The organism is Lentilitoribacter sp. Alg239-R112 (assembly GCF_900537175.1).
GTDB lineage: Bacteria > Pseudomonadota > Alphaproteobacteria > Rhizobiales > Rhizobiaceae > Lentilitoribacter.
This window is the reverse complement of sequence record NZ_LS999833.1, coordinates 2,083,481-2,107,803: the sequence shown is the minus strand read 5'-3', so window position 1 is coordinate 2,107,803 and position 24,323 is coordinate 2,083,481. Positions and strand designations below refer to the sequence as shown.

Sequence of the window (24,323 nt, the reverse complement as noted above, 5' to 3'; positions counted from 1 at the left end):
TTATCCTCCATCACGTAAGTCAATGCGCCATGTATCCAAAGTCGTTCCCAACTGTAGATCGAGCCTTGTTAGAGCATTAAAGTAACCAACCTGAGCCCTGAGTAGCTGTATTTCGCTTTCTCTTAATGTGTCTTCCAAAGTACGTACCTGAAACGTTGAAGACCGACCGGCCTTTAGTTTGGATTTTTCAATGTCAACGACCAGTTCCGCGAGCTTTAGAGCTTTCTCAGCAATTCCGATTTGTTTCCATAAAATCTCAACTTCGTTCGCAGATCCTCTTATTTGCGTCTCTATACCTTGTTTGATTTCTTTCAAACGAATATCCGCTAGTTCCAAATTCGTAGATGATTGCAAATATTTTTGTTGAGGGGCGGGGTCATTAAATGGGATTGTAAATCGAAAACCAATACTTGCGTCTTGGACTTTTTCGTTTGGTCGTGAGCTCTGGGTTTGAAAACCAAAACGACCACGAGCAAACAGACTAAGGTCCCAAAGTTTTTCATTTTCAGCTACTCTTAAACCTAACCTACTTTGTTCAATTGTATATAATTGGCTTAAATAATCTGGACGCATCACAAATGCGACCATCATCAGTTTTTGAATGTTTAGTGGAACTTGTTTAGGTGTCATGCTTTCTTTTGCAACAATAGGCGTGTCCAGATCCAAGGCTAATAAATTGAGGAGCGCTAATTGAGCTGCTGCAACACGTTGTTCATCTTGTAGTATCCGCAATCTTTGGTTTTCCAAATCAGCTTCAGCTAGTACTGCCTCAACCGCAGCCATTCGCCCAGCTTTTATAAGTGCATCATTTATCGAAAGCAGTTCTTCCGCACGGCGTGCAGAAGATTTTGCAAGAGCTAGTTCTTTTTGTGATAGCAAAAGATCTCGGTGGGCAAAGATGATTGCACCTATTACCTCTGCGACCGTTGCCTTCAGTTTTTGTTTGTTTGCCTGCTCTGCAAGATGTGCCTGTTTGATAGGTGCCAAGTTTACATTTTGGCCCGCTCCACGCAGAAGTGGTTGCTCAAAACTTAGTTCAGCGACAGATGAAAAGTTGTTCAAATTGCTGGCGAGTGTAGAACTATTCACCCATGCAAATTCAAACTTTGCCCCAGTTTGTGTCTTTAAACTGACACTTGGTGATACATCAATCGTAGTTGATCCTCGCGTGCCAATATTTTGCCTAACAAGTGACCCTGATACTCCATATCTTGGTTTAAACGCGTCGTTTTTAATTTTCAGGTCAAATCTTTGAGCTGTTCGGTTGATGTATGCACTTTTTATTGTTCGGTTTTCTCTAAGGCCGATGAAAATCGCATCTGCTAATGTAATCGCATTACCTGAAATAGCAGGACCATCTATCGGTCGATCAGCTGGGATAGGAACGGGTGCCGAAGCAACTTTAGAAGTCTTATCAACTTCGACATCACGTGGTTGAGGGATTGGAATGTTATTTTGAGCATCAGCGGAACCGATCACCAAAATGGCGAGAGCCAGTGACCTAAATGTTGTTTTTAAATGTGGTTGCGGCTCAGCTTTTTTATACCCTAAAAACTGCTGCATTATTGGCTCCTTAATGCAGTAACAGGGTCAAGCTTGGCCGCGCGAATGGCAGGGTAACTCCCGAAAAAAAGCCCGACACTGCACGCCATGGCTATGCCAAGTGGTAATGCGAAGGGCGACGAACTGAATTGCCAATTTGAAAAATGAGTAAAAATCCATGCTGCCACAGATCCGATTACAATTCCGCCGATACTTCCGGCGCTAGATAATAAAAGCGCTTCAATTAGAAACATAAGACGAATGTCGCCTTGGCGTGCGCCAAGAGCTTGTCTGAGCCCGATCTCGTGCCGTCTTTCAACTACATTCATCAGCATAACATTCATAATCCCTACACCTCCAACGACGAGTGAAACCGCGCCAATCGCCAGAAGAAGAATGCTGTATATTTTCATCTGTTCTTGAACGCCCGAAATGAGTTGGCGCGCTGTCTGGATGTTCGTCCCAGCACCTAAATACTCTTGCATTTTTAGCGATGCGTGGCGATCATCTACATTCGGGGCAAGGCGTGCTGCTATTGAGCTAAAACCAGGTTGTGCTCCCAGACGGCGGGCGCCATTAATTGCGACAACAAGCGAGTTGTTAAGATCAATACCCAAAACCATATTGGCAATGATTGGGCGAAATATGCCAACAACTTTGAAAATCTGACGATCTACCGTGATTTGTGACCACAGTTCAACTGGCTGCCCATTTATGTTTTCAAGCTGCTGAGCTAGACCTGATCCGAGAATGACAAATGCTTGCGAGTCATCGAGGTGTGTTGTCACTCGTCCTTTATGTAGTTCGGTCCCAAGAATTGAGTAAAATTCATCTGATACGGCTAGACCGCTCGCTCCAATTTCTCTATTGCCAACGCGAATATTTGCGCTTGTTCTTGATATTGCCGCTACTGCATTTATGCCAAATTCGAGAGATGATATTTTTTGTATGTCATTGACGGTAAGATCAGAAAACTCTCCTTCTCTTGTGCCGGGTAGAATGTTAATTAAATCGGTGCCCATTTTCTCAAATTGGCGCAATGCTTCTATCCTAGCGTTATGGCCTACGTGTAGCATTGCGATTACAGCAGCGGTGCCTATAGCGACGCCAATAAGGGCTAAAGCACTTCTAGCTTTGAGAGAACCAATATTCCCGCATGAATCCAGTATAACTTCCAATGAAACGCGAAGAGAGGATTTTCTCATGGTAAACCTGCAACTTGCTTTAGATTGTCATGATTATCATCGAAGATACGACCATCACGCATCACAATTCGACGTGGGCAACGCGCAGCAATTGTCGGGTCATGTGTGACGATAAGAATGGTTACACCGGCATCTTTGTTGATTGCTTGAAAAAGCGACATGATGTCATTAGCTGACCGACTATCAAGATTGCCCGTAGGTTCGTCGGCAAGAAGCAGCGGAGGGTTTCCCACGAGGGCGCGAGCAATGGCCACTCGTTGTCTTTGTCCACCCGATAGTTCATCAGGAAAGCGCTCGCCAAAGCTATGAAGCCCCACCTTTTTTAGAGCGTTGAATGCTAAGTCTCGCCGTTTTGTTTTTTGAATACCTCTATAAATTAATGGCAATGCAACGTTGTCCTTGGCTGTGAGGCGAGCCAACAAATGAAATGATTGGAACACAAAGCCGATCAGTTCGTTCCGAACGTGAGCTACATCATTGGTGTCCAGTTGCGTAATATCTATGCCATTGAGTTTGATTGTGCCGTTTGTTGGCTTATCAAGTGAACCAATTAGGTTCAGTAGTGTTGTTTTACCAGAACCTGAAGTGCCCGTGAGTGCACATAACTCTCCATCATTGATGGTTGAAGACACATCTTTAAGTACGGGAACTGTTCCGTTGCGAATGGCATAGTTCTTGGAAACGCTCACAATTTCTAACATGTTTTGCTCTTATAGTGGCAACGTGAACTGCCAATTATACGCTTTAATTGAGCCAAACAATTTATATTCATTTTATAAAATTTGGATCACATTATATAAAATCTGAGGCGTATTTTATATAATGTTTATAAGGGTTTAAAAGTTTTTCAATCTTGATATTGATGAGTTGTAGAGCACTTCTAAGCCCTACATTAAGCGCTGGTTTTTTACTTCAGTAAACGCGTGATCAAGCTGTTGTTATCAATCCAGTTAAGTCAACAATTGTTAAATTCAGGAATTGAGGAAACGATATGTTTAAGAAAATGCTTATTATCACACTTGTACTTGCCAGCATGCCAGCTTTGGCTTATGCTGGACCGAGAGTTGATGCAAAAGTCATCAATAATACAAACACTACCATCGAATATCAATCTAGCACATCTTGCACAGGTTCGTGGGCGGATCCATGGCCTGATATCCTATCCGGTCAATCTGAAACTTCGAATGTCACTAGTCCGTTTTCAACATCAGTTTCTTGTCGTGTAGAATATGAGCGTGATGATAATGGCCGTTATTGCAGGTTCCAAATATCGCGTCTACGAAGTTCATTGTCTGGACCATGGAACTATCCGCAAGTGTTCACGACAAAAAGTAGCAGCGGCATCACTTGCAGCCATAATTTTACCTCAGTCAGCTTCGGATCAGACGGTGACTTTAGTGTCGAGTTAGAACTCGATTAGGTTTGAATTTGATGTGGCGGAAGTTATTTTCCGCCACATTAATATGAAGTATTTCGATAGTAAAAATGATGTAAACATAAGTCCCACACCAGCTCAAAGTTGTATTGTAAGAGTATCACTCCGTTTTACTCCTCTGATTGGAAAAATATGCCGATGTCATCGATAACTGGATATGGTGGTTCGCAGCATTATCTGCTTCGCAGCCTTGCCAATATAGAAAAAACTTCATCATCAGACCAGTCAGAACCTGTAACACCAAATCAGCGTCAGAATGGTCAGGCCAACGGGCAGCGATTGTCATCTGAGGCCTCAAAAGTATCACTATCAGTTGATGCACTTTTTTCAATTTCAAAGGTCAATCAAGCTAACAATGTAATTCCTAGCAAGTACGAGCAGTTCTTTCCTGCCAGAGAGGGATTCTCCGTCGCTAATTTGGCTTTAGGTGTTGAAAATCCCGCGGCTCAACCATTTTCGCAGAATCGCCCATTTCCAGAAGTCGCTCAAGCTGCACGAGCAAACCTTGATAGTAAATATGAGAAAATGATCGAAAGCGGAAAACCATTCGATAGTTCAAGTTTTGAAGGCGTTGACCATGCGTCACTTTATGGCGAACTTGACCGACGGGCATTACATGCTGTCGCAAGTAATGAAGGTGGCATTTTCTCCGAAAAAGAGCAACGAATCGCAAAAATGTATATGAGTCAACAATTTGGGCTAGCAACAGGCTCGTATAATGGCCCAACACGATTGGCGGGTAATTATTCTCACCCAGCCACTGGACAACCTGATCAATCAAAGTACGCCGTTGAATTTTTAGATAAAGTTGGTGTTGAAGAGAAATCAACTATCTCATGGGCGCATACTAGGGCAGTGAACCAATGGACCTACGAGATGGAAATGAGTAAGCATGGACTTGATGCTGAGAACCTAACCTCAGAAAACCCACTGGTACAGCTTATCAAAGCAGCCCTCGATACTTGGCCAGATAGGCCGGGTGTAATGGGTGGAGGCAATGTAGAAAATGAAAATGACTTACGCAGACAGCCTTGGTTCGTGGGCTTTGAGGACCAGCTTGACGCCGCCATTTTGAGAGCTAAAGAGCTTTACGGTGTTGGAGATTAAGATGTCTATGTCATCCATTACTGGACTTGGTGGTTCTCAGCATTATCTACTTCGCGACCTTGCTAATGTTGAGAAAACATCATCATTAAGCCAATCAGGACCCATAACACCAGATCAACGTCAAAATGGTCAGGCCAACGGGCGGCAATTGTCATCTGAGGCTTCAAAAGTGTCACTATCAGTTGACGCACTTTTTTCAATTTCAAAGGTCAACCAAGCTAACAATGTAATTCCTAGCAAGTACGAACAGTTCTTCCCTGCCCGGGAGGGTTACTCCGTCGCTAACCTGGCTTCGGCGATTGAAAATCCCGCGGCTCAACCATTTTCACAAAATCGCCCATTTCTAGAAGTTGCTCAAGCCGTGCGAGCAAACCTTGATATTAAGTATGAACGAATGGCCGAAAATGGTCAACCATTTGAAAAGAATACATTTGAAGGTATTGATAAGAATTCATTATTTGGCGAACTTGATCGCAGAGCGCTTCATGCCGTCGCTAGTAATGAAGGTGGCGTATTCACTGATCTAGAGCAAAGAACCGCAAAATCACTAATGGTTCAGCAACAAGGCTTGGCGATGGGAAGGTATAGCGGTCCTTCACGGTTAGCTGATAGCTATGATAAGGCCGTTCCTCCTGGAATGCAGGATCATGCGAAAATAGAAAAGGCGTCAATTCTATTTCTGGATAAAGTTAGTCCTGAAGAGAAGTCTTCGATCACGTGGGCCCACGCAAGAGCTGTTAGTCAATCCCATTACGAGATGGAAATGAATGACCGTGGTCAAATTGGGGAAGATTTCACATCTGACAACCCTTTAGTTCGGCTGTTGATGGAAGCCTTTGACAATTGGTCGAGCAGGCCAGGTTTAACAAGCATCGGTAATGTTGAAAACGAAGATGATCTGCGCAAACAGCCTTGGTTCGTGGGCTTTGAAGACCGATTAGATGATGTTCTGGCAAGAACGCGAGAACTCTACAATGTTTCATGAGAATTTAACTGAAATTGATTTTCGATCAATAATAGCACTATCTGACGTGCCTATTGCAGATTGGAAATGTTTGTCGCGTGTTAATTTGCCCAACCATCTATTGCCATCATATTAATTACATCCTGGCTGGTATCGCGAAATGAACGTTCACAGATTTCGGATGCTTCGCTAAACTGCCCATTTAGTATAGCCAATTTTAATTGTGTTATATCGGAGGCCGTTCTTATCATCATTCCTCCGTTTTTCAGTATTTTCAATCGTATGTACCAAAGTTGATTCCAGAGTATTCCCGCCCTCAACTGTTCTCTTGGGGTTAAAACATTCCGTGTAAACATCTCAATATTTTTGTCTAATGCATTAGGTTCTGCATTCACAACTTCCGAAAGTTCTGAGTCATTAAACTCACCGGCTGCTTGTGATAGGCGGGTTATGCCATTACAATATAGAGATTGTAATTGCTCATAAACCGACATCACATCACGAATTTCTAAGCGAGCAATTCGGAAGCCTCGGTTACGATCCCATTCAAGTAGTTGACGTTCAGATAACCTGATTAAAGCTTCGCGCACTGGGACTGGACTGACTTTAAGATCCTCGCATAAGTCGCGTGGGTTCATATAATCATTTAGTTTGTAATGACCACCTATTATTCGTTCATGTAGTATTGTGAGGGTTTTTTCTGATGCATTCATAGAAGCAAAGGATTTTTCAGAGCTATTCATTTATACCTCTAATACTATCTACAACCATAAAAACTGGATATGAATTATTAAAAATGGAAAGCACACCATTTACCTCGTTGTAAAACAGCTCCCCAAAATCAATATCTAAATGATCATCTATTTAACCTCGGTTGAAAAGTATTAAAAGTGATACTCTGGATAGAATAGTAAGTTTTTTATTCTCATGAAATAACCAATAATTGCATCTTCTTGCGCAGAATTATTAGTACCAATATTTGTGATATTATTGGTAAAATCGATTACCTATCCCAAATCAGTTTTCACAAAATGATTGGTTTTAAAATAACTCAAAACCCCAAGATAGCTTTTACCAATGGAAACAAATGGAGTGGCCATTGAACTACTAGCGGCTTATCTTTCATGCTGTTTCACAGCATTATTTGGCTCACTGAGCCTTTCAGGAATGTTGATTGAAAAGGGTATCGTACTTGTCTAAGAAATTGATTTTGTTCGTACAGAAGGTTGAAATTGAAGGAGGCTATCGTTAATTCATCTAAATCAAGGTTACGACCAGATATTCAAGCTACAGCAACAACTATTCTTAGTATGCTACCATTAATAAGCGATCAATTCTTTGCATCAGTCCAAACACTGATTGCTGCACCAGCGTTCTATTACATCTTTTTCAAAAGAGATGAAAAATGCGAGGAAATTTTAGCATAGAACCAATTAGATGTATGGTAACCAATGAAATCAAACAAAACAGCAACATTTATATTGCCGTTTCTGCTTCAATCCGGAAATTAGAACATATAGTATCGAATCCGATGGCTAGAATGTCTGCCTTTGGCACTCAGTTTCCTACCAGAATTGACGATTTTACTTCGGCTGACATATCAACAGCAGACATCGTGAAGTTGCGATAAATCAGAAGACTACTCATATACAAGTTGGTAAAGTTATGAGGACATAGGAGTTATGTCTAACTTTTTTCCTGGGGCACATGGACGTCGGAATGCGATGCAAAGTGTAGTCCATCAAGTTTATACTATCTTTAATGGCCTCTGTTCAACAATTGCTTCCATTGAAAAATATGATGTTACGGAATCGAGCTCAACAGCTGTAATAAGGCGTTGGTAAACTACATCGTAGGAGCTCATGTCTTCGGTGATAACTTTGATCATGTAGTCATATTCTCCGCCAATTCGAAAAAAATCCACCACATCAGGTATTAGTAAAACGGATCGTCGAAACGTAGCCAGCCACTCAGCAGAGTGGTGCCGTGTCTTGACCATCATGAAAACAACGAGACCCAGACCAAGTTTTTCACGGTCTAACAAAACAGTCGATCCAACAATGACACCAGTCTCATTTAATTTTTGCAATCGTCTCCAGCAGGCATTTTGAGATAGATTGACCTTATCCGCCAATTGTCTTTGGGATAACGAACTATCTTTCTGCAATGTTTCGACTATATTTCGATCTATTTTATCCATGATTAATCGCAGTCTCGCTCATATGACCCAATAATTAGTGAATAAACATATGTTTGATCTAATTACAAGGTTGCTTGCTTGACGGGATTTCACTGCTGTGTAATTGCCTACGCAAAGTTGTTAACATGTGGTCATATTCGTCAAAAATGGATAAATCACCGATCAATATTCTGGAAATGGCGACAATATTAGTTGGAATACTTAGTCACACCACTGTACCGTAATAGAAGGAGGAACTATCATGAAAAAACTAATCAAAATAATTATCGTAAATACCGCCATTGTTGCTGCAACGATGTCTTCCGTTGTGGCTGAAGAATGGCGTTTTAATAACTTTCTGCCGGAAACCCGTCCGGAGACAGCAGAATTGGAGAAGTTCGTACAAGACGTTAATAATGCTCTTGGCGAAAAGAGCGAATTGAAAATTTATAGCGGTGGATCGCTTGGTTTGCCCAATACCGATGCGCTGCGCTTTCTTCCAAAAGGTGCCGTCGAGATGAGCTTGTTATGGGCCAACTATCTTGGTCGGGACGCTCCCGCGCTGAGTTCGGTGGTTGTTCAGGGAACTATCGGCTCTATTGAGGAGTTCGAAAAAGCCATCCCTGCGGTTAGAGAAATTTATGAAGAAGAATTCAATGATTGGGGAGTATCTTCAGTTGGCTATGTTGCGATCCCAATGTTGTCTGTGTCGGTATTTTGTCGAGACGAACCAGTCCGAACGATCGATGCATTAAAATCAAAGAAACTGCGTGTTTGGGCGCGGGATCAGGTCGAGACTTTCAAACGCCTAGGCGTTGCAGCTCAGATCATCCCACAAGAAGAGATGTATGTTGCTTTGAAAACTGGGGTCGTTGATTGCGCGCTATATCCGGCGCTCTATGCTCATACGGTATCACTTCAGGAAGTTGCCAAACATGCTTCATTCCTTTATCCGATGGCTTCTGGACCTTATGTGATTGGTGTCGCATCTGATCGCTGGGCCGATACAGATGAAGCGACCAAAGCTGCTATTGCGTCGGCCGCAAACGATCTGTGGGACCGCACGAACCAATATGAAGATGACTTTGAGCGCGAGCTTGCTGCGCGTGAAAAATTAGGAACTCAGGGTGTGACATGGGGTGAAGATTTCCCACAGGAAGACCGTGATTTATTTGTAGCTTCCGTGACCGAGATATGGAAAGAGCTTGCCGACGAAGCTGGTGGGAATGCTCCAGCATACCGTGAGCGAGTTCTGACAGCTCTGGGACGGTGAGTCTGCCTTTATGTTTGAGACTATAAGAAAGATCACTGCGAGAGGGCTAAATTATATGGCCCTCTCTTGCGCCGTCGCGTCCGCTTTAGGAATGGTTGCGATCGTCGTTATTATTGTTACGAGCGTGATGATGCGGAAATTTGCAAATACGCCAATTCATATAACCGAAGAAGTAGTCGGTCTGCTTCTCAGCGTCTCACTGTTTCTCGGTCTTCCCATGGTCACAATGAAAGCAAATCATGTTCGAGTGGGATTACTGGTTGATTTGTTCAGTGGGAAACTGCGTCAGATCGTACAAATCGCTGCTTTACTTGTAGGGTTAATCTTCTTTGGGTGGCTTATTATCGAATCCATCCCATGGTTCGAATTCGCATTCAAGCGAAACCTTAAAACTGAAACCTCGCGGATTTTACTCTATCCATGGATGGCATTGATGCCCTTTTCACTTACTCTTACGGGATTAATCTTCTTGGCGCGTCTGCTGGGAATAATCAGCATGGCTGACGATCACGAAATAGATGAACAACCCTCCCTGATCAGTGAGACTTCATAATGTCATTTTGGCTTACGCTTATCGGTGGATTAGTTGCCACTGCAGGAACTGGTGTTGCACTTGGAGCAGCGCTCGGCCTAACAGGGCTGATTATCCTCTACTTCTTCTCAAACGGAGCGACATCTCTTGCTGTGGATGCGATCTGGGGAGTATTCAATTCTTTCACATTAAGTGCTGTTCCTATGTTTATACTTTTGGGTGAGGTACTTTTGCGCAGCGGAATTAGTGAGAAGGCTTATTCTGCGTTTTCTCCTTTGTTTCGAAAAATACCCGGCGGTTTATTACATACCAATATCGCGGTATGCACATTATTTGGTGCGGTTAGCGGGTCCAGCCTTTCAACAGCTGCCGCAGTTGGTTCTGTCGCATACCCGGAAATGTCAAAACGCGGTTATGATAAAGATACCGTTGTCGGTAGTCTTGCCGGCGGCGGTACACTTGGATTGCTGATACCACCCAGCTTATCTTTTTTGATTTTTGGAGCGCTGACCGAGACATCTATCGGACGTCTATTTGCAGCTGGCATCATTCCTGGCTTTTTGGTTGGCGGAATGTTTATGCTGTATCTTCTGATAAAGAGCATGCGAAATCCAAAGATCGCACCGCGAGATCAAACACCTGTATCCTTTTGGGAAGCAATTCTGGGATTCAGACAAATCTGGCCTCTTCTGGCATTAATTATTGCTGTCATCGGCAGTATTGTTGGTGGATTAGCTACACCAACGGAAGCGGCAGGTGTGGGTGTTGTTCTTGCTGTTATCATTTCATCAATCTGGGGGGAGTTGACCTGGAACAAACTGATTGAAGCTGTCTACCATTCGGTCCTGCTTTTCTCCTCTGTCGGATTTTTGGTACTTGGCGCGACAATTCTAGCGCAATCGGTAAGTATATTGGGAATACCCCAGCAGATCCTGGCAACCGTGGCTGACAGCGGGCTCGGGACATATAGCGTGTTGCTGATAGTTGTTTTGATCTACCTTATTTTGGGGTGTTTCTTCGATGGATTGTCCCTGATGATTATGACACTTCCAGTCGTATTTCCTCTTCTGACCGGTCTTGGTTTTGATCCTATCTGGGTTGGTGTTCTGATTACTATTGTGATTGAAATCGGTCAGGTGACACCGCCAGTGGGATTAAACCTGTCGGTGCTCACTGCCCTTACAAATAATGAAGTCAGTCTTGGTCGAGTGGCCATTGCCACTACCCCCTACTGGATTATCCATCTGATTATGATTTTAATGCTTACGGTGTTCCCAGTATTGGCGTTGTTTCTACCAAACCTTCTCTTTTAAAAGGAATAAAGTATGATATTGAAAGTAAAACAAAAGCCGTTTGGTCCAGTGTTTGTGACATTTAATGGAGATGATCAGCTTTTGTATTCGTTTGGGGAGACGGGGAAAATCACATCCTATCCGCCGGACGACTCTCCGGTTGATACACTGATCGCATCACTGGGTTCATGCATCGTAAAATCATTGCAATGGGCTGCCAACAGCCAAAAAGTAAGTCTCAATCCATTCCGTGTGAAAGTTACAGCGACAAAATCTGCGGAACTTCCAGGGTGGATTGAAAGTGCTGAAATCATGATTATTGGCGATGTTGTAAATGACAAAACAATGATACCTCGTCTCCTGAAACAAGCGAAAGCAATTTGCACAGTTAGTAATTCTCTTAAAAGCGAGGTTAATCTCTCAGCTGTTGAAAATTAATTGACCATTTGTAAGTGGTCGATGCCTGATCAAGGAAATATATATTGACCAGCTTCTCCTATTCAAACCACGATATACCACTAGACACTTTGACGACCTTGCAAATGCTGGATCATGATCCGGTTAGTGTATACCGGCGCTTGCGTAAAGATGCACCAATTGTACGAATTCAGGCTATTGATCGTATTGTTCTGACTAAAGCAGATGATGTTTATCTGGCGAAAACAGATACTGAACATTTCGGATCTTTCGATACACATTCACCTATGCACCGTGCATTTGGTGGGCATACATTGATGCGAAAAGACGGGCCAGCACATTTGCGAGAACGAGAAGCCATGGCTACAACGTTCCATGAGCGTCATTTGTGTAGTACCTGGCCGAAGATATTTAAGAGCGTGGTTGACCAGGTAATCAATCAACTTCCTGAAACTGGAATTGTAGATCTATTGCCATCCTTGGCGGCTCCGATTTCGGCAAAGTGTCTGAAAAACATTCTAGGTATAAACGTTGCACTTGATGACAAGTTGTTTGAATGGGCAACAGCGCTCATCAACGGTGCAATGAACTCCTGTTCTAATGTCGCGGTGTTCAGATCAAGCGATCAAGCTAACGAAGAAATGAACCAATGTTTTGATCAAATGATTGTGGCTCATCGAGCCAATCCAAATGCATCTATATTATCATCAATGGTCAATCAACCCAACCCAATTCCCCTCAGTCAAATCCGTACGAACATGAAAATTTGTATTGGAGGCGCCGCAATTGAAATGCGAGATGCATTACTAACAACATTACATGGCTTATTACAAAATCCTGCTCAACTTAATTATTGTCTTAAAACCGGGAACTGGAGTTTAGCATGTGAGGAAGCATTGCGATGGGTCGCTCCTATTCAGGTAAGCCCTCGGATTGTCAAGAAATGCATTGAATTGCGTGGAATTACTTTGCCTGCTGGAGAAGCTATCATGGTTATACAAGGCTCAGCTAATCATGATGAGGACTACTGGCTGGATCCGCAAACGTTTGATATTCACCGACCGTCAATTGAGAATCATACTTTTGGTGCTGGTCCACATAGATGTCTTGGAAGCGGCATGTACCGCAGACTGATTTGCAGCACCATCCTTCCTAAGCTCTTTTGTCAGTTTCCCAAACTTCGTCCTGCCATTGATTACAAGGTTGAATTTCGTGGTTTTGCGTTTAGAGGCCTCGCTTCTTTACCAGTTCAATTGGCATAGATAATTCGCAAAACAAATATTGCTATATATCGTGGACACCCAAGAAACATGCATACATATATTGGTTCAATCAAATGATATGAAACTTCGTGTATTTTCGATTGTCTCCACCATTAATATCTTAAGTTCTAGAATGTTTGGGTCAATTTCTGCGCGTGAATGAAGTAAATTATTCGCAGGAGGATACTCATGACACTATCTGCGTTTCGAAAATCTCTAAAAGCCAAAAACATTGTTCAAATGATCCGCGAAGGTGTAATTGGAGATGGTACTCTGATACCAGGACTCTTTGATGATGTGCCTTTGGTATATGCAGATTATGTTGCTTCTGGGCGTGCGCTCAGACAAGTCGAGGATTATATCCTTAAATCCGTCCTGCCGTATTATGCAAATAGTCATACTGAGGCATCTTATTGCGGTTCGTTTATGACGCGACTACGCGCAGAGGCACGTAGTGAAATCTCGAAGTTAACCAATGCAGAATCGTGCAGTGTGGTTTTTGCAGGCTCTGGCGCTACAGCAGGACTAAACAAACTAATTTCTCTATTTGGCATCAATGAAGCTCGCAATGCTGTCGTATTCATTGGTCCCTACGAGCATCACTCCAATTTGCTGCCATGGCGTGAATCTAATGCTCAGGTTGTTGAAATTCCAGAGGCGGATCAAGGCGGCCCTGATCTGGAAGCCTTGGAAAAAGCACTTCAAGAACATCGTGAGGCCAATGTGAAAGTCGGTAGCTTTTCTGCGGCATCTAATGTCACAGGTATTATCACACAACCTGATGATATAACTCGATTGCTTAAAAAGAACGGCGCGCTATCGGTTTGGGATTATGCAGGAGGCGGCCCCTATCTACCTATTGATATGAACCCTGCCGCCGATTGTCAAAAAGATGCGGTTGTTTTGTCTCCCCACAAGTTTCCCGGTGGTCCGGGCGGCAGTGGCATTCTAATTGTTCGAGATAATTCTGTATTGCGCCAAACGCCATCTTGGCCAGGCGGAGGGACGGTTACTTTTGTTTCCCCATGGGATCATAGTTATTCACCCAGCATCGCCGGTCGTGAAGAATCCGGTACACCAAATGTCGTTGGCGATATTCGTGCCGCGCTTGCATTCATTATAAAAGATGAAATTGGGCAATCATTGATTTCTAGCAGGGAAACGGAGATGAACAATATGGCCATAGAGTCTTGGTCACAAAACCCTCACTTAACTTTACTTGGAATTAATCACCCACACCGCTTGCCCATTTTCTCATTTTTGGTATCTCGGTCAGACGGATCACATTTCCACCATCAACTGTTCACGCGGATGTTGAGCGATGTATATGGTATTCAAGCGCGAGGGGGATGTGCGTGTGCAGGAGCTTATGCACATCGCCTTCTGAACATAGATAAAGTGGAATCCGCAGAATTATTCAACAAACTCAACCAAGGAAAAGAATTGTCAAAACCGGGTTGGGTGCGTTTGAATTTCAGTTACCTCATGAGCAACGAAAAAGTTCAATACGTTATAGATAGCGTAAATGACCTAACGGACCGTTTGGAGGAATTAGAAATGAGATATACCGCTGATCCGGAAACCGCGAGATTCATGATTCCCGTCGAGAAGGCTGAGATCGCCTAGAAGCTCCGGAATTGACACGGCACTGTCTTTTAAAAGATGGTGAATTATGTCTGTTATAGAACTTAAAGCAGATATGCTGGGTTTGGTATTGCCAAGTTGTTTGCACCAGATTGTAAAGGGTTGTGGATGGCTAGATCAAGCCTTCATTTCTGTGGTGTAGTCGGCCCAGAGACTAAACGCATCAGAACGGGCGTGGCGGTAAGAGGCTGCATTGAGTTGGTAGCGGCGGGGGCGGAAGATCAAGTTGATCTGGTCATGCGCAAGCAGAAACCTCTGAGCCTGTCGGTGAGATTTGAACCGGCCCATTATCTTCTCTCGTTTGCGGGTCGGCCTGTGTGACACCTCGATCGCATTATTCAGGCCTTTGTGGGCGCGATGGTCAGCGTTCTTTGCCAGTGTTTTGATAGGTTTGATGTAACTGCGTAATTTGTCGGTGATCACGACCCTAGGCTCCCCAAACCTTACAACTAATCTTTTGAAAAAGCGCTTTGCTGCTTTGGCATTACGACGTGTTTGCACCAGGATATCAAGAACGTCACCATTTGCGTCGATCGCGCGCCATAGCCAGTGTTTCCGACCACGGATCGTAATCACGACTTCGTCTATATGCCACTTGTCGTTCGGCCGCGGACGATCGCGCCTAATGCAATCTGCGAAATGTTGACCAAAACGATTGACCCAAAGACGGATCGCTTCACGGCTAACAGTGATCCCGCGTTCTGCCAAAAGACCTTCGACATCGGCAGTGCTCAAATTGAAGCGGTGATACGTCCAAACGGCGTATGATATGATCGCTCGCGAAAAACGGTAGCCCTTGAGGCGGGGCAAGACTGCTAAATTATTCATCGCATTTGACTACAAGATGCGGAGATCTGAAATAACTTGGCAATATCCTCAGCCGCACCTGCATCTCTTGTTCAAATTCTCCGATCCACTTCTGGTTTTCAAAATTTACGAATAAAATCAATTGCATTGAGCGAACATTTCCTGCATCAATATTGGAATATACTGATTAAGTATTTACTAAGTACTCAATTTGTGTTTAATTAGATATCAGGGAGAAAATTATGCCTGCACCATTGCGCCAAATAGCCTACACAAAATTTCGGGAAAGCCTCTTTGAACAATCACTGAAACCTGGCCAGTTCGTTTCGCAACGTGAACTGTGCGATCTTTTGGATCTACCCATGGGTGCGGTGAGGGAGGCTCTTAAGCGACTCGAATCAGACGGGTTGATTAGTTTGATTGCGCAGCGCGGAATTCAGATTGCCGATGTGAATGTTAGGTTCATCAATGATGCGTTCGAGTTTCGTATCATCATCGAATCCGAGGCAGTGCGGCGCATGGCCAGAAATTCTGATAGCTCGGCGTTAAATGATCTGCGCAATCGCACTAAATCCATCATTGAGCAGGCAGAAACTGACAGTTCAGCGGAGCTTTTTCAAGCTGGTTTGAACGTAGATCTAGAGCTGCATAGCTTATTGATGGGGGCTTATTCGAATGAACTTATACATGAATCTTACCGGCTGTTGGAGGACAAGATCAGACTGATCCGCCTCAATGGTAAATACACGTCCAAGCGGCTCAAGGCCGCAATGCAAGAACACATCGGGATAATTGACGCTCTTCTGGATGAGAATGAGGAAGCCGCGGTGGTTGCTCTGAGAGATCATCTGCGCACATCGTGGCGACGGTCTTTGGGGCAGCCAGAGGATTTCTCATGAAGCGGCCAAATATCCTATTCTTGTTCTCGGATCAGCATAATCAAAAGATGTCTGGGTGTTATGGTGACAAGGTTGTGCAAACGCCCAATATTGATCGGTTGGCAGCGGAAGGCGTGCGGTTTGATAATGCATATTGTCCCTCGCCAATTTGTGTGCCGAGCCGAATGGCGATGCTGACAGCGCGTTGGCCGAGCCGTCAAGATTGTTGGGTGAACGATGACATCTTGCGTTCAGATCTGCCGACGTGGCTGCACGCTGCCGGAGCGAAAGGATACCAGACGACCTTGATTGGTCGATTGCATGCCATCGGCCCTGATCAGTTACATGGATATGGGGATCGCCCAGTGGGTGACCACAGCCCGAATTGGCCTGGCGGTGCGCGCCAATCATTGGGGGTGTTGGAGGGAACAAACGATCCGACACCAGAGTCACTTGAAAAGGCGGGAGCGGGTTACAGCGCGTATCAGGAAAAAGACGAAGATGTCACGACGGCTGCCGAGAGCTGGCTCAAGAATGAGGCTCTGGCTTTAAATTCCGCTGGTAAGCCGTTTTGTTTGACCGTTGGGTTGATGTTGCCGCATCCACCATATGTTGTCGATCAAGAGGCTTACAAGATCTACGAAGGCATGGTGCCTCCGCCAGAGCAAAAGCCGGTTGACGACGAACACGAGTTTCACGCCTGGTGGCGAAAAGATCGTGGCATTGATACCGTAACGCCGGAACAGACTGATAGAGCTCGAACAGCGTACTGTGGGCTGGTTCACCGCATGGACGAGATGATCGGACGTGTTTTGGATGCACTTGAGGAAGCTGGTTTGCTGGACGACACACTGATTGTCTATGCCTCTGATCATGGTGATCATTTGGGGGAACGTGGTCTATGGTGGAAACATACGTTCTTTGATGAATCTGTGAAAGTGCCCCTGGTTATGCGTTTGCCTGGTGTGTTACCCGCGGGTGAAGTTCGCAAACAGGTCGTCAATCTGGTGGACCTGAGCCAAACCATGCTCGAAGCGATGGGCGCGTCGCAACTCCCACATGCCAATGGTAAGAGTTTTTGGGATGTCGCGAAAACCTCTTCTGCTCCTTGGCTCAACGAAACATTTTCCGAATATTGCACTGATCCTGTGCCGCATTGGACGGGCGCGCGCGCAGTTCAACAGCGAATGATCCGCGCAGATAATTGGAAATTATGCATCTACGACAGTGAGGCTCCACAGTTGTTTGATCTGGAAAACGATCCGCTGGAAACAACCGACCTAGCGGCGTTGCCAGAACACCGTGAGAAGCTCGAAGCGCTCATGCAAAAGCTCACTCAGGATTGGAACCCTCAGGACATCGTTGAACGGATGAAAACACGCCGTATCGAAAAAGATTTACTGCTTGAATGGGCAAAGAACGTACAGCCCGTCAGTAGCCATATTTGGACTTTTTCACCGGAAATCAACAGGTTGGAGTAGAAACAACAGATTAAAGCAAACTTATGGAGGAACTAACATGCTTAAGAAATTACTTATCTCTGCGGTGGTCGCAGCGACGTTGTCGGGAGGCGCATTTGCCCAAGACCTAGAACAAATACGTATCGGTGCTGCGGGCGCAGTTGACCACTCACCGGTGTTTGTCGGTGTGGAACGCGGCATCTTTGCTGCGCACGGTCTAGATGCCGAAGTTGTCATGTACCAATCTGGTGTCGACATGGTGAATGGCCTTTTGAATGGCGCGCAAGAAGTGAACGTCATGGGCTCTGTGCCATACCTGAGCGGACTTGCGCGGGGTTTCCCACTTGTTCTCATTGGGCATTTGCACGGTGATCCAAATCGGGACTCATATTCAGATAACCAATCGATTGTCGCCTCTGAAGCGTCAGGTGTTGCAGCTGGGGACATTGCGGCATTGGCTGGCAAACGGATCGGCCTACCACGTGGAACCGGAGCCGAAGGTTTTTTGCTGGGTGCACTTGGAGCGGCTGGTTTGGGTGAGGATGATGTTGAGTTGATCAACGTTCCGCCAGCTGAATTGACAACAGCGCTCAATCAAAACGATGTCGATGCTGTCGCCATCTGGCAGCCTTGGGGTGCCACAGCAGTGACCAAAGTCGAAGGTTCGGTTCTGGTACAGGCCGGGGGATGCCCGCAGTGTTATGACCCCGGTACCATCCTGACAACCCAGTCAGCTGTTGCGGACAATGCAGAGACACTTCAAAAATTCATGGAAGCCTTTGCAGAGAGCCAGCAGTGGGTAAGGCAGAATCCTGCGGATGCAGCCGAAATCAATATGCGCTGGATTCAGGGTGTTGATCTGGAAACAATGACGCTCGCTCTAAGCAGTGTAAACCTTGATCCGCGTATGTCGACATATACCGCTCAAATGTATCAGGAAAAGACAATTCCATTCTTGATGGGGCTTGGACGGATTGACGAAAACTTTGATCCATCGGGCGCAATCGACACGCAGTTCTTAGCTGGAGTGCAGGCGAACACACCTGAAGTGTTCTCAGATCTCGATCCCATCCCTGCTGACCGCGCAGCTTACTGAGGTCAATGAAAATGTCAGCAACCCGAGAAATAAAAATCGTAATCGACGATGTGACACTTGTTCACGTCAACGAAGAACAGCGCGAATCCAACGTAGCAGTTGAGGGTTTACACCTCGACATCAACAGGAACGAATTTCTGTGCGTCGTTGGCCCCTCGGGTTGCGGCAAATCCACCTTATTGTCAGCCATCGCGGGGTTTATGTCTCCCCGCGATGGCACCATCATGATGGATGGAAAACCTATTACTCAGCCCGGTGCGGACCGCGGTGTTGTCTTTCAAGAATATGCATTGCTGCCTTGGAAAACAGTTTTGGATAATGTCGCGATCGGGCTAAAGTATCGCGGCGTTCCGAAGGTCGAGCGCGAAGATACTGCAATGAAATACCTGACGATGGCACGGCTCGCCGATGCAGCGAAGAAATACCCTCACGAATTGTCCGGCGGTATGCGTCAACGCGTTGCGGTTGCTCGCACCTTGGCCAATACACCCGAAATTATGATGATGGACGAGCCGTTTGCAGCTGTGGATGCGCAGACACGACTTTCCTTACAAGAGGAACTTTTGAGGGTCTGGGACGCGCACCCCATTACCGTTTTGTTCATCACACACTCGGTCGAAGAGGCAGTATTCCTTGCCGACCGTGTTGCTGTTCTGACACCTGGCCCAGGTTACGTGCGTGAAATCGTCGACATCGATATCCCACGCGAAGCACGTCACTGGGACACGATTTCCAATGATCCCAAGTTTGTTGAATTGCGGGACAAAGTCATGAAACTGGTCAGAGACCCGAGCCGATGACCTTATCCATTCACCCAGCTTGGCGCACACCGCTCATGACGCTTAGTGGATTAGCAGTCATGTTAATCTTGACTAATTTGATTGGCCAATTCACCTCTGCGCGAAATCTTGCGGACATAGATCTTTCCGGTCGGCCAGACGTAGTGATCAGTTTGGGGTTCACTCCAGAGAGGTTCCATCTCGAAAAGTTTCAAGATGTTGGGCGATACCAAGGCTGGGCAGACGGGCGGGCTGTAATCTTGTCTAGCGATCCCCAAGAGTTACGGCAATTGGCGCGGAACTATTGGATTGAAAGGATCGAGACCTACGAGGCTGCACGATGACAAACCCAACTGATAATGTTCAAAATCTACATGGGCGTCCGATTGTATCTACTGCTCAGTGGCGCGGTATCCTTGGGATAGTGAGCGTCCTTGTCACTTGGCAGGTTTCAGTATGGATCATTGCCTTACCCGCATACTTTTACCCAGCCCCCACTGACGTATTCGCCGCTTTTGTGGAATTGACGAAAAAAGGGATCCTGCCAGAATATTTAGTTGACAGCGCAGTCCGCTATTCAGTGAGTGTGGCAACAGGGCTAGGTCTTGGCTTGGCGTTTGGTTTGTTGATTGGGCTGTCACGGTTCTGGTCACGTCTTTTGGGTCCAATTATCAACTTTTTCTACGCAATCGTCGAGGTCGCATGGATCCCCTTGCTGGTGATTTGGATTGGCTACGGCTTTAACACCATCGTAATCGCGATTGCATATGTCGTCTTCTTTCCAGTTCTCTACAACACACTTACGGGCGTGCAGACCGTCCAGCGCGTATTGATCAATGCGATGCAAACATTGGGTGCTACGCGCTGGCAAGTGCTTACAACCGTGGTTATTCCGTCAGCGTTGCCCAACATCACTACAGGTTTTCGCGTAGGCGCAGGGTTTGCGTTTCGAGGGCTTATTTTTGCAGAAATGATTGCCGCGGGATCTGGCATCGGTTTCTTGATATTTGATGGTGCCACGACACGGCAAACCGATCGGGTCGTTGTCGGTATGATCATGATGGGCGTTATGTGGCTGCTTATTGATAGATTGCTTTTACGCCCTGTCGAACAAGCAACAATCGTGCGGTGGGGTCTTGTCCGCAACCAAGGGGGCAATACATGAACACTGCAATCCAAATGCCGCCTAAGCCACGTATCAGTCCTGCGTTGGTCACAGGGCTTTTACCGTTTATCGTTATTTTGGCTGCATGGGCGTTGACCCCGCAAATTTCCGATATACCGGCCTATAAATTGCCATCACCCGGAAAAGTTTGGGGCATTTTTCAGGACATGCTGCTTGACGGGAGCCTATTGTCAGAGGTCTGGGCAAGCCTTCAACGACTTGCAACAGCCTATGTTTTGGGCAATCTGATTGCTATTCCACTTGGGTTGGCAATTGCGCTGAACCGTGCTGTGGCTGAGACATTGACGCCAGTTCTCAGTTTTTTTCAATCGATTGCCGGCATCGCTTGGGTGCCGCTGGCCATTATTTGGTTTGGCGTCGGAGGGGGATCGGTTCTTTTTGTGATCGTGAATACGATTTTCTTTTCAAGCATCTATTCGACCGTAATTGGTGTGCAATCTATTCCGCCGGTCTTGTATCGCGCGGCGCAGTCTCACGGAGCTAATCGCTGGGACGTCATAACAACGGTCGTTGTACCTGGTGCACTGGTGCAGATACTTGTCGGGCTGCGGACCTCGATGGCCTACGGTTGGCGTGCCCTTGTGGCCGCTGAAATGATCGCGGGCACAAACGGGATCGGCTATATGACACTCGAAGCGGTCCAGTGGTATCAAACAGAGATTGTCGTACTGGGCATGATCTTGATCGGCATATTATGGTTAGTCCTTGACCGGTTGTTGTTTGTTCCAATTGAACGCGTAACAGTCCGTCGTTGGGGTCTTGTGTCATGATGGAGAAGGTTCCCTCACTCGGGCTTGGCACTGCCGCGCTTGCGCTTACTGATCTGTCAGAGGCCGAACGGACATTGTCGTTGGCTTTGGACAGCGGTATTAAATACTTTGATACAGCGGCGCTTTACGGCGGCGGGCAGGCCGAAATTCGTCTTGGTAAGGTCTTGAAATCTCAGGCTGCACGCGATGTTTTTGTGTCGACAAAGGTTGGCCGCTATCGCGAACTCGGTGTGGCCGCACCAGGCCCAAATGATACTCCGGATGTTTGGGATTTCTCCGAAGCAACCACGCGAGCTTCCATTCGGCGGTCGCAAGACCGATTGGGTCGTGACTACCTAGATTGCGTTTTCCTGCATGATATCGAAATGGCACCTGAGGCGGCGCTAGCCGAAGCCTTACCCGTTCTCAAAGACCTGCAAGCTAAGGGGGAGATAGGTTTGATCGGCGCTGGGTGTAATACAAATGCTGGCTTAATTGCAGCTATCTATCGCGGCGCAGCCGATGTGGTTCTGGTGGCGGGGCGCTGGACCTTGCTTGACCGAAGTGCCGCTCGAAATCTGTTGCCGTTGTGCGCCCAGAAACGCACAGCCGTTGTTGCGGGTGGTGTATTAAATTCTGGCTTGCTGGCTAAACGGCCTGTTGAGGCGGCATCGTTTGATTATCGCCCAGCGACTGTCGTTGAGCGTGACGCCGCCACCCGAATACATGACCTTGCACAAGCAAGTGGAATCCAATTGATAAACGCAGCTTTGTCTTTTCCAACACGTCATTCGGCGGTCGACACCCTTTTGTTAGGTGTTTCTACGGCCTGTCAGCTTGAGCAAAGCCTGTCCGCATTGAAAACCAATATCCCGCAAGAGTTTTGGGAAAACGTCGCACCCTTGGGGTTGCGGGCATGATGATGGAAAATGCCATAGACGCTCATGTTCACCTTTGGGATCCACAACGTCGTGACGACATTTTGATCTGCGATACGCATCCCGAACTGAATGACAAAGCGACAAGCGTTGCTTTGCGAGCGCATTTAGCAGGCTGTGGGTTCAGTCGCGCAATTGTGGTGCAATCCGCCCCTGACGATAGCCATTCGGAGTGGTTGATCAAACATGCATCTCGGTTAGACCAGATTGCTGGTGTGGTGGCATGGATCGATCCAACTGCAACCGATGCCTTGGATCGCGCCAAACAGTTGATTGCTCAGCCTTGTGTTTGCGGGGTTCGATTGATGCTAAATAGAATGTCGAATCCGGGTCGGTTGCTGAATGATGAACCAATGGCAGTCTTGACCCTATTGGCAAACGATAATGTTACGATTGAACTTTTAGCACCTGTAGATCAACTTGAATTCTCCTGTGACCTTGCTGATCAATTCTCAGGTAAAATCGTGTTGGATCATTGCGGACTTCCGCCACAAAACGCCTTGTCAAATCATGCATGGCGCAACGGTTTGCAAAAACTGGCCAAACGCCCGAACGTCGCAACTAAGATGTCCGGCTTGATTGAGCCCTACGAGGGAATGCCGACTGACGTCGACCTGTTCGCTGTGATGGATTTCGTATGTACGCAATTCGGTCCACAGCGGTTGATGGCTGCCAGCAATTTTCCTGTCGCGCAATTGACCGAACTCGAAAAGGTCTGGGTGGCAAGCCTTGTGTCTTGGGCCATGTCACGTGATTTCAACAGCTTAGAACAAGCCGCGCTTTGGTATGATTGCGCGATCAATTGGTATCCACGATTAAATCCAAAAGGTGTCATCGCATGACCAAACTAAAAGGCAAAACCGTCCTTATCACCGCTGCGGGACAAGGGATTGGTCGCGCGACCGCTGAGATGTTTGCGGCCGAGGGAGCACGGGTGATTGCGACGGATATCAATGAAGCCGCATTGGCTGAGCTTGATGCGATTGATGGGATCACGGCACGTGCGTTGAATGTGTTGGACGGTGCTGCTGTGGAAGCTGCGATTGCCGATATCGGGCCTTTGAATGCACTGTTCAACTGTGCCGGTTATGTTGCCAATGGCGCGATTGCGGAATGTGACGAGAAAGACTGGGACTTCAGTTTTGATCTGAATGTGAAGGCGCAATACCGGTTGATCAAATTGATTCTGCCAGGCATGATTGTGATTGGCGGCGGGTCGATCATCAATATGTCGTCCGTGGCCTCTTCGATCAAGGGCGTGCCAAATCGCTTGGCCTATTGTGCATCCAAGGCAGCCGTTATCGGCCTGACCAAGGCAGTCGCGGCGGATCACGTAACCGACAAGGTGCGTTGCAACGCCATTTGTCCGGGTACCGTCGAAAGCCCCAGTTTGCATGACCGTTTGCGCGCGACTGGCGATTATGATCAGGCACTGAAAGATTTTATCGCCCGTCAGCCTTTGGGCCGCATCGGACATGCCGCAGAAATCGCATCCCTCGCCCTGTACCTCGCTAGCGACGACAGCGCATTTACTACAGGCCAGACCCACGTCATCGATGGCGGCTGGGCCATCTGAAA

Annotated in this window: 25 protein-coding genes; 19 read left to right on the top strand and 6 right to left on the bottom strand. The window is 46.3% G+C overall.

The window, feature by feature from the left end; genetic code table 11:
• From G3W54_RS10465 to G3W54_RS10455, 3 genes are read right to left on the bottom strand one after another with little or no spacing between them, the layout of a single operon-like run.
• Window positions 1-1,563, bottom strand: a complete 1,563-nt coding sequence (locus G3W54_RS10465) for a TolC family protein (RefSeq protein ID WP_162652997.1) — start codon at window positions 1,561-1,563, stop codon at window positions 1-3.
• Window positions 1,563-2,747 carry an ABC transporter permease gene (locus tag G3W54_RS10460; RefSeq protein WP_162652996.1) on the bottom strand — a complete coding sequence of 395 codons (1,185 nt, stop codon included), beginning with the start codon at window positions 2,745-2,747 and terminating at the stop codon, window positions 1,563-1,565. The genes G3W54_RS10465 and G3W54_RS10460 overlap by 1 nt, the downstream gene beginning before the upstream one ends.
• Complete coding sequence (locus G3W54_RS10455) at window positions 2,744-3,448, bottom strand: ABC transporter ATP-binding protein (protein ID WP_162652995.1); 705 nt, start codon at window positions 3,446-3,448, stop codon at window positions 2,744-2,746. Before G3W54_RS10455 ends, G3W54_RS10460 begins: the two co-directional genes overlap by 4 nt.
• Before the next feature lie 290 nt (window positions 3,449-3,738).
• On the opposite strand from G3W54_RS10455, the gene G3W54_RS10450 reads away from it, so the two are divergent.
• The 3 genes from G3W54_RS10450 to G3W54_RS10440 all read left to right on the top strand — a co-directional run bounded on the left by G3W54_RS10450 (window position 3,739) and on the right by G3W54_RS10440 (window position 6,274).
• Window positions 3,739-4,167: a hypothetical protein gene (locus G3W54_RS10450; RefSeq protein ID WP_162652994.1), complete on the top strand. Its 429-nt coding sequence runs from the start codon at window positions 3,739-3,741 to the stop codon at window positions 4,165-4,167.
• Window positions 4,168-4,320: 153 nt separating this feature from the next.
• Window positions 4,321-5,289 carry a hypothetical protein gene (locus G3W54_RS10445; RefSeq protein ID WP_162652993.1) on the top strand — a complete coding sequence of 323 codons (969 nt, stop codon included), beginning with the start codon at window positions 4,321-4,323 and terminating at the stop codon, window positions 5,287-5,289.
• Window position 5,290: 1 nt separating this feature from the next.
• On the top strand, window positions 5,291-6,274 hold the full coding sequence (locus G3W54_RS10440) for a hypothetical protein (RefSeq protein ID WP_162652992.1): 984 nt from the start codon (window positions 5,291-5,293) through the stop codon (window positions 6,272-6,274).
• An 80-nt stretch (window positions 6,275-6,354) separates the two neighbouring features.
• Here G3W54_RS10440 and G3W54_RS10435 read toward each other — a convergent pair whose 3' ends face one another.
• The gene (locus G3W54_RS10435) at window positions 6,355-6,996 is read right to left on the bottom strand and encodes a GntR family transcriptional regulator (RefSeq protein WP_162652991.1); all 642 of its coding nucleotides are present in this window, start codon (window positions 6,994-6,996) and stop codon (window positions 6,355-6,357) included.
• A 1,004-nt stretch (window positions 6,997-8,000) separates the two neighbouring features.
• Window positions 8,001-8,453: an Lrp/AsnC family transcriptional regulator gene (locus G3W54_RS10430; RefSeq protein ID WP_174244223.1), complete on the bottom strand. Its 453-nt coding sequence runs from the start codon at window positions 8,451-8,453 to the stop codon at window positions 8,001-8,003.
• A 241-nt stretch (window positions 8,454-8,694) separates the two neighbouring features.
• On the opposite strand from G3W54_RS10430, the gene dctP reads away from it, so the two are divergent.
• The 6 genes from dctP (at window position 8,695) to G3W54_RS10400 (ending at window position 14,834) form a co-directional block, all read left to right on the top strand.
• Complete coding sequence (gene dctP, locus G3W54_RS10425) at window positions 8,695-9,705, top strand: TRAP transporter substrate-binding protein DctP (RefSeq protein ID WP_162652990.1); 1,011 nt, start codon at window positions 8,695-8,697, stop codon at window positions 9,703-9,705.
• A gap of 55 nt (window positions 9,706-9,760) precedes the next feature.
• Entirely contained in the window at window positions 9,761-10,258 is a 498-nt protein-coding gene (locus tag G3W54_RS10420; RefSeq protein ID WP_197742822.1) for a TRAP transporter small permease, read from the top strand.
• A complete protein-coding gene (locus G3W54_RS10415) occupies window positions 10,258-11,550 on the top strand; it encodes a TRAP transporter large permease subunit (protein WP_162652989.1) in 1,293 nt (430 codons plus the stop codon). The genes G3W54_RS10420 and G3W54_RS10415 overlap by 1 nt, the downstream gene beginning before the upstream one ends.
• Window positions 11,551-11,562: 12 nt before the next feature.
• Window positions 11,563-11,967 carry an OsmC family protein gene (locus G3W54_RS10410; RefSeq protein ID WP_162652988.1) on the top strand — a complete coding sequence of 135 codons (405 nt, stop codon included), beginning with the start codon at window positions 11,563-11,565 and terminating at the stop codon, window positions 11,965-11,967.
• Between the two features lie 44 nt (window positions 11,968-12,011).
• Window positions 12,012-13,208 (top strand): cytochrome P450, encoded by a 1,197-nt coding sequence (locus tag G3W54_RS10405; protein ID WP_162652987.1) that lies wholly within the window; start codon window positions 12,012-12,014, stop codon window positions 13,206-13,208.
• A gap of 189 nt (window positions 13,209-13,397) precedes the next feature.
• Window positions 13,398-14,834, top strand: a complete 1,437-nt coding sequence (locus G3W54_RS10400) for an aminotransferase class V-fold PLP-dependent enzyme (protein ID WP_162652986.1) — start codon at window positions 13,398-13,400, stop codon at window positions 14,832-14,834.
• A 135-nt stretch (window positions 14,835-14,969) separates the two neighbouring features.
• Here the strand turns inward: G3W54_RS10400 and G3W54_RS10395 are convergent, their stop codons facing one another.
• Window positions 14,970-15,680, bottom strand: coding sequence for an IS6 family transposase (locus G3W54_RS10395; RefSeq protein WP_162652985.1), 711 nt, complete (start codon window positions 15,678-15,680; stop codon window positions 14,970-14,972).
• 221 nt (window positions 15,681-15,901) lie between these two features.
• Here G3W54_RS10395 and G3W54_RS10390 point away from each other — a divergent pair, with 221 nt between their 5' ends.
• The 10 genes from G3W54_RS10390 to G3W54_RS10345 are packed head-to-tail and all read left to right on the top strand — an operon-like array spanning window position 15,902 to window position 24,321.
• Window positions 15,902-16,558: a GntR family transcriptional regulator gene (locus G3W54_RS10390; protein WP_162652984.1), complete on the top strand. Its 657-nt coding sequence runs from the start codon at window positions 15,902-15,904 to the stop codon at window positions 16,556-16,558.
• The gene (locus tag G3W54_RS10385; RefSeq protein WP_162652983.1) at window positions 16,555-18,018 is read left to right on the top strand and encodes a sulfatase-like hydrolase/transferase; all 1,464 of its coding nucleotides are present in this window, start codon (window positions 16,555-16,557) and stop codon (window positions 18,016-18,018) included. Before G3W54_RS10390 ends, G3W54_RS10385 begins: the two co-directional genes overlap by 4 nt.
• 37 nt (window positions 18,019-18,055) lie before the next feature.
• Window positions 18,056-19,093 (top strand): ABC transporter substrate-binding protein, encoded by a 1,038-nt coding sequence (locus tag G3W54_RS10380; RefSeq protein WP_162652982.1) that lies wholly within the window; start codon window positions 18,056-18,058, stop codon window positions 19,091-19,093.
• An 11-nt stretch (window positions 19,094-19,104) separates the two neighbouring features.
• Window positions 19,105-19,893, top strand: a complete 789-nt coding sequence (locus G3W54_RS10375; protein ID WP_244627872.1) for an ABC transporter ATP-binding protein — start codon at window positions 19,105-19,107, stop codon at window positions 19,891-19,893.
• Window positions 19,890-20,216, top strand: a complete 327-nt coding sequence (locus G3W54_RS10370) for a hypothetical protein (protein WP_162652980.1) — start codon at window positions 19,890-19,892, stop codon at window positions 20,214-20,216. Before G3W54_RS10375 ends, G3W54_RS10370 begins: the two co-directional genes overlap by 4 nt.
• Window positions 20,213-21,037: an ABC transporter permease gene (locus G3W54_RS10365; protein ID WP_162652979.1), complete on the top strand. Its 825-nt coding sequence runs from the start codon at window positions 20,213-20,215 to the stop codon at window positions 21,035-21,037. The genes G3W54_RS10370 and G3W54_RS10365 overlap by 4 nt, the downstream gene beginning before the upstream one ends.
• The gene (locus G3W54_RS10360; protein ID WP_244627871.1) at window positions 21,034-21,828 is read left to right on the top strand and encodes an ABC transporter permease; all 795 of its coding nucleotides are present in this window, start codon (window positions 21,034-21,036) and stop codon (window positions 21,826-21,828) included. Before G3W54_RS10365 ends, G3W54_RS10360 begins: the two co-directional genes overlap by 4 nt.
• Window positions 21,825-22,727, top strand: a complete 903-nt coding sequence (locus G3W54_RS10355; protein WP_162652978.1) for an aldo/keto reductase — start codon at window positions 21,825-21,827, stop codon at window positions 22,725-22,727. The genes G3W54_RS10360 and G3W54_RS10355 overlap by 4 nt, the downstream gene beginning before the upstream one ends.
• Window positions 22,724-23,587 carry an amidohydrolase family protein gene (locus tag G3W54_RS10350; protein WP_162652977.1) on the top strand — a complete coding sequence of 288 codons (864 nt, stop codon included), beginning with the start codon at window positions 22,724-22,726 and terminating at the stop codon, window positions 23,585-23,587. The genes G3W54_RS10355 and G3W54_RS10350 overlap by 4 nt, the downstream gene beginning before the upstream one ends.
• Complete coding sequence (locus tag G3W54_RS10345) at window positions 23,584-24,321, top strand: SDR family oxidoreductase (protein WP_162652976.1); 738 nt, start codon at window positions 23,584-23,586, stop codon at window positions 24,319-24,321. The genes G3W54_RS10350 and G3W54_RS10345 overlap by 4 nt, the downstream gene beginning before the upstream one ends.
• The last annotated feature ends 2 nt before the right edge of the window (window positions 24,322-24,323 follow it).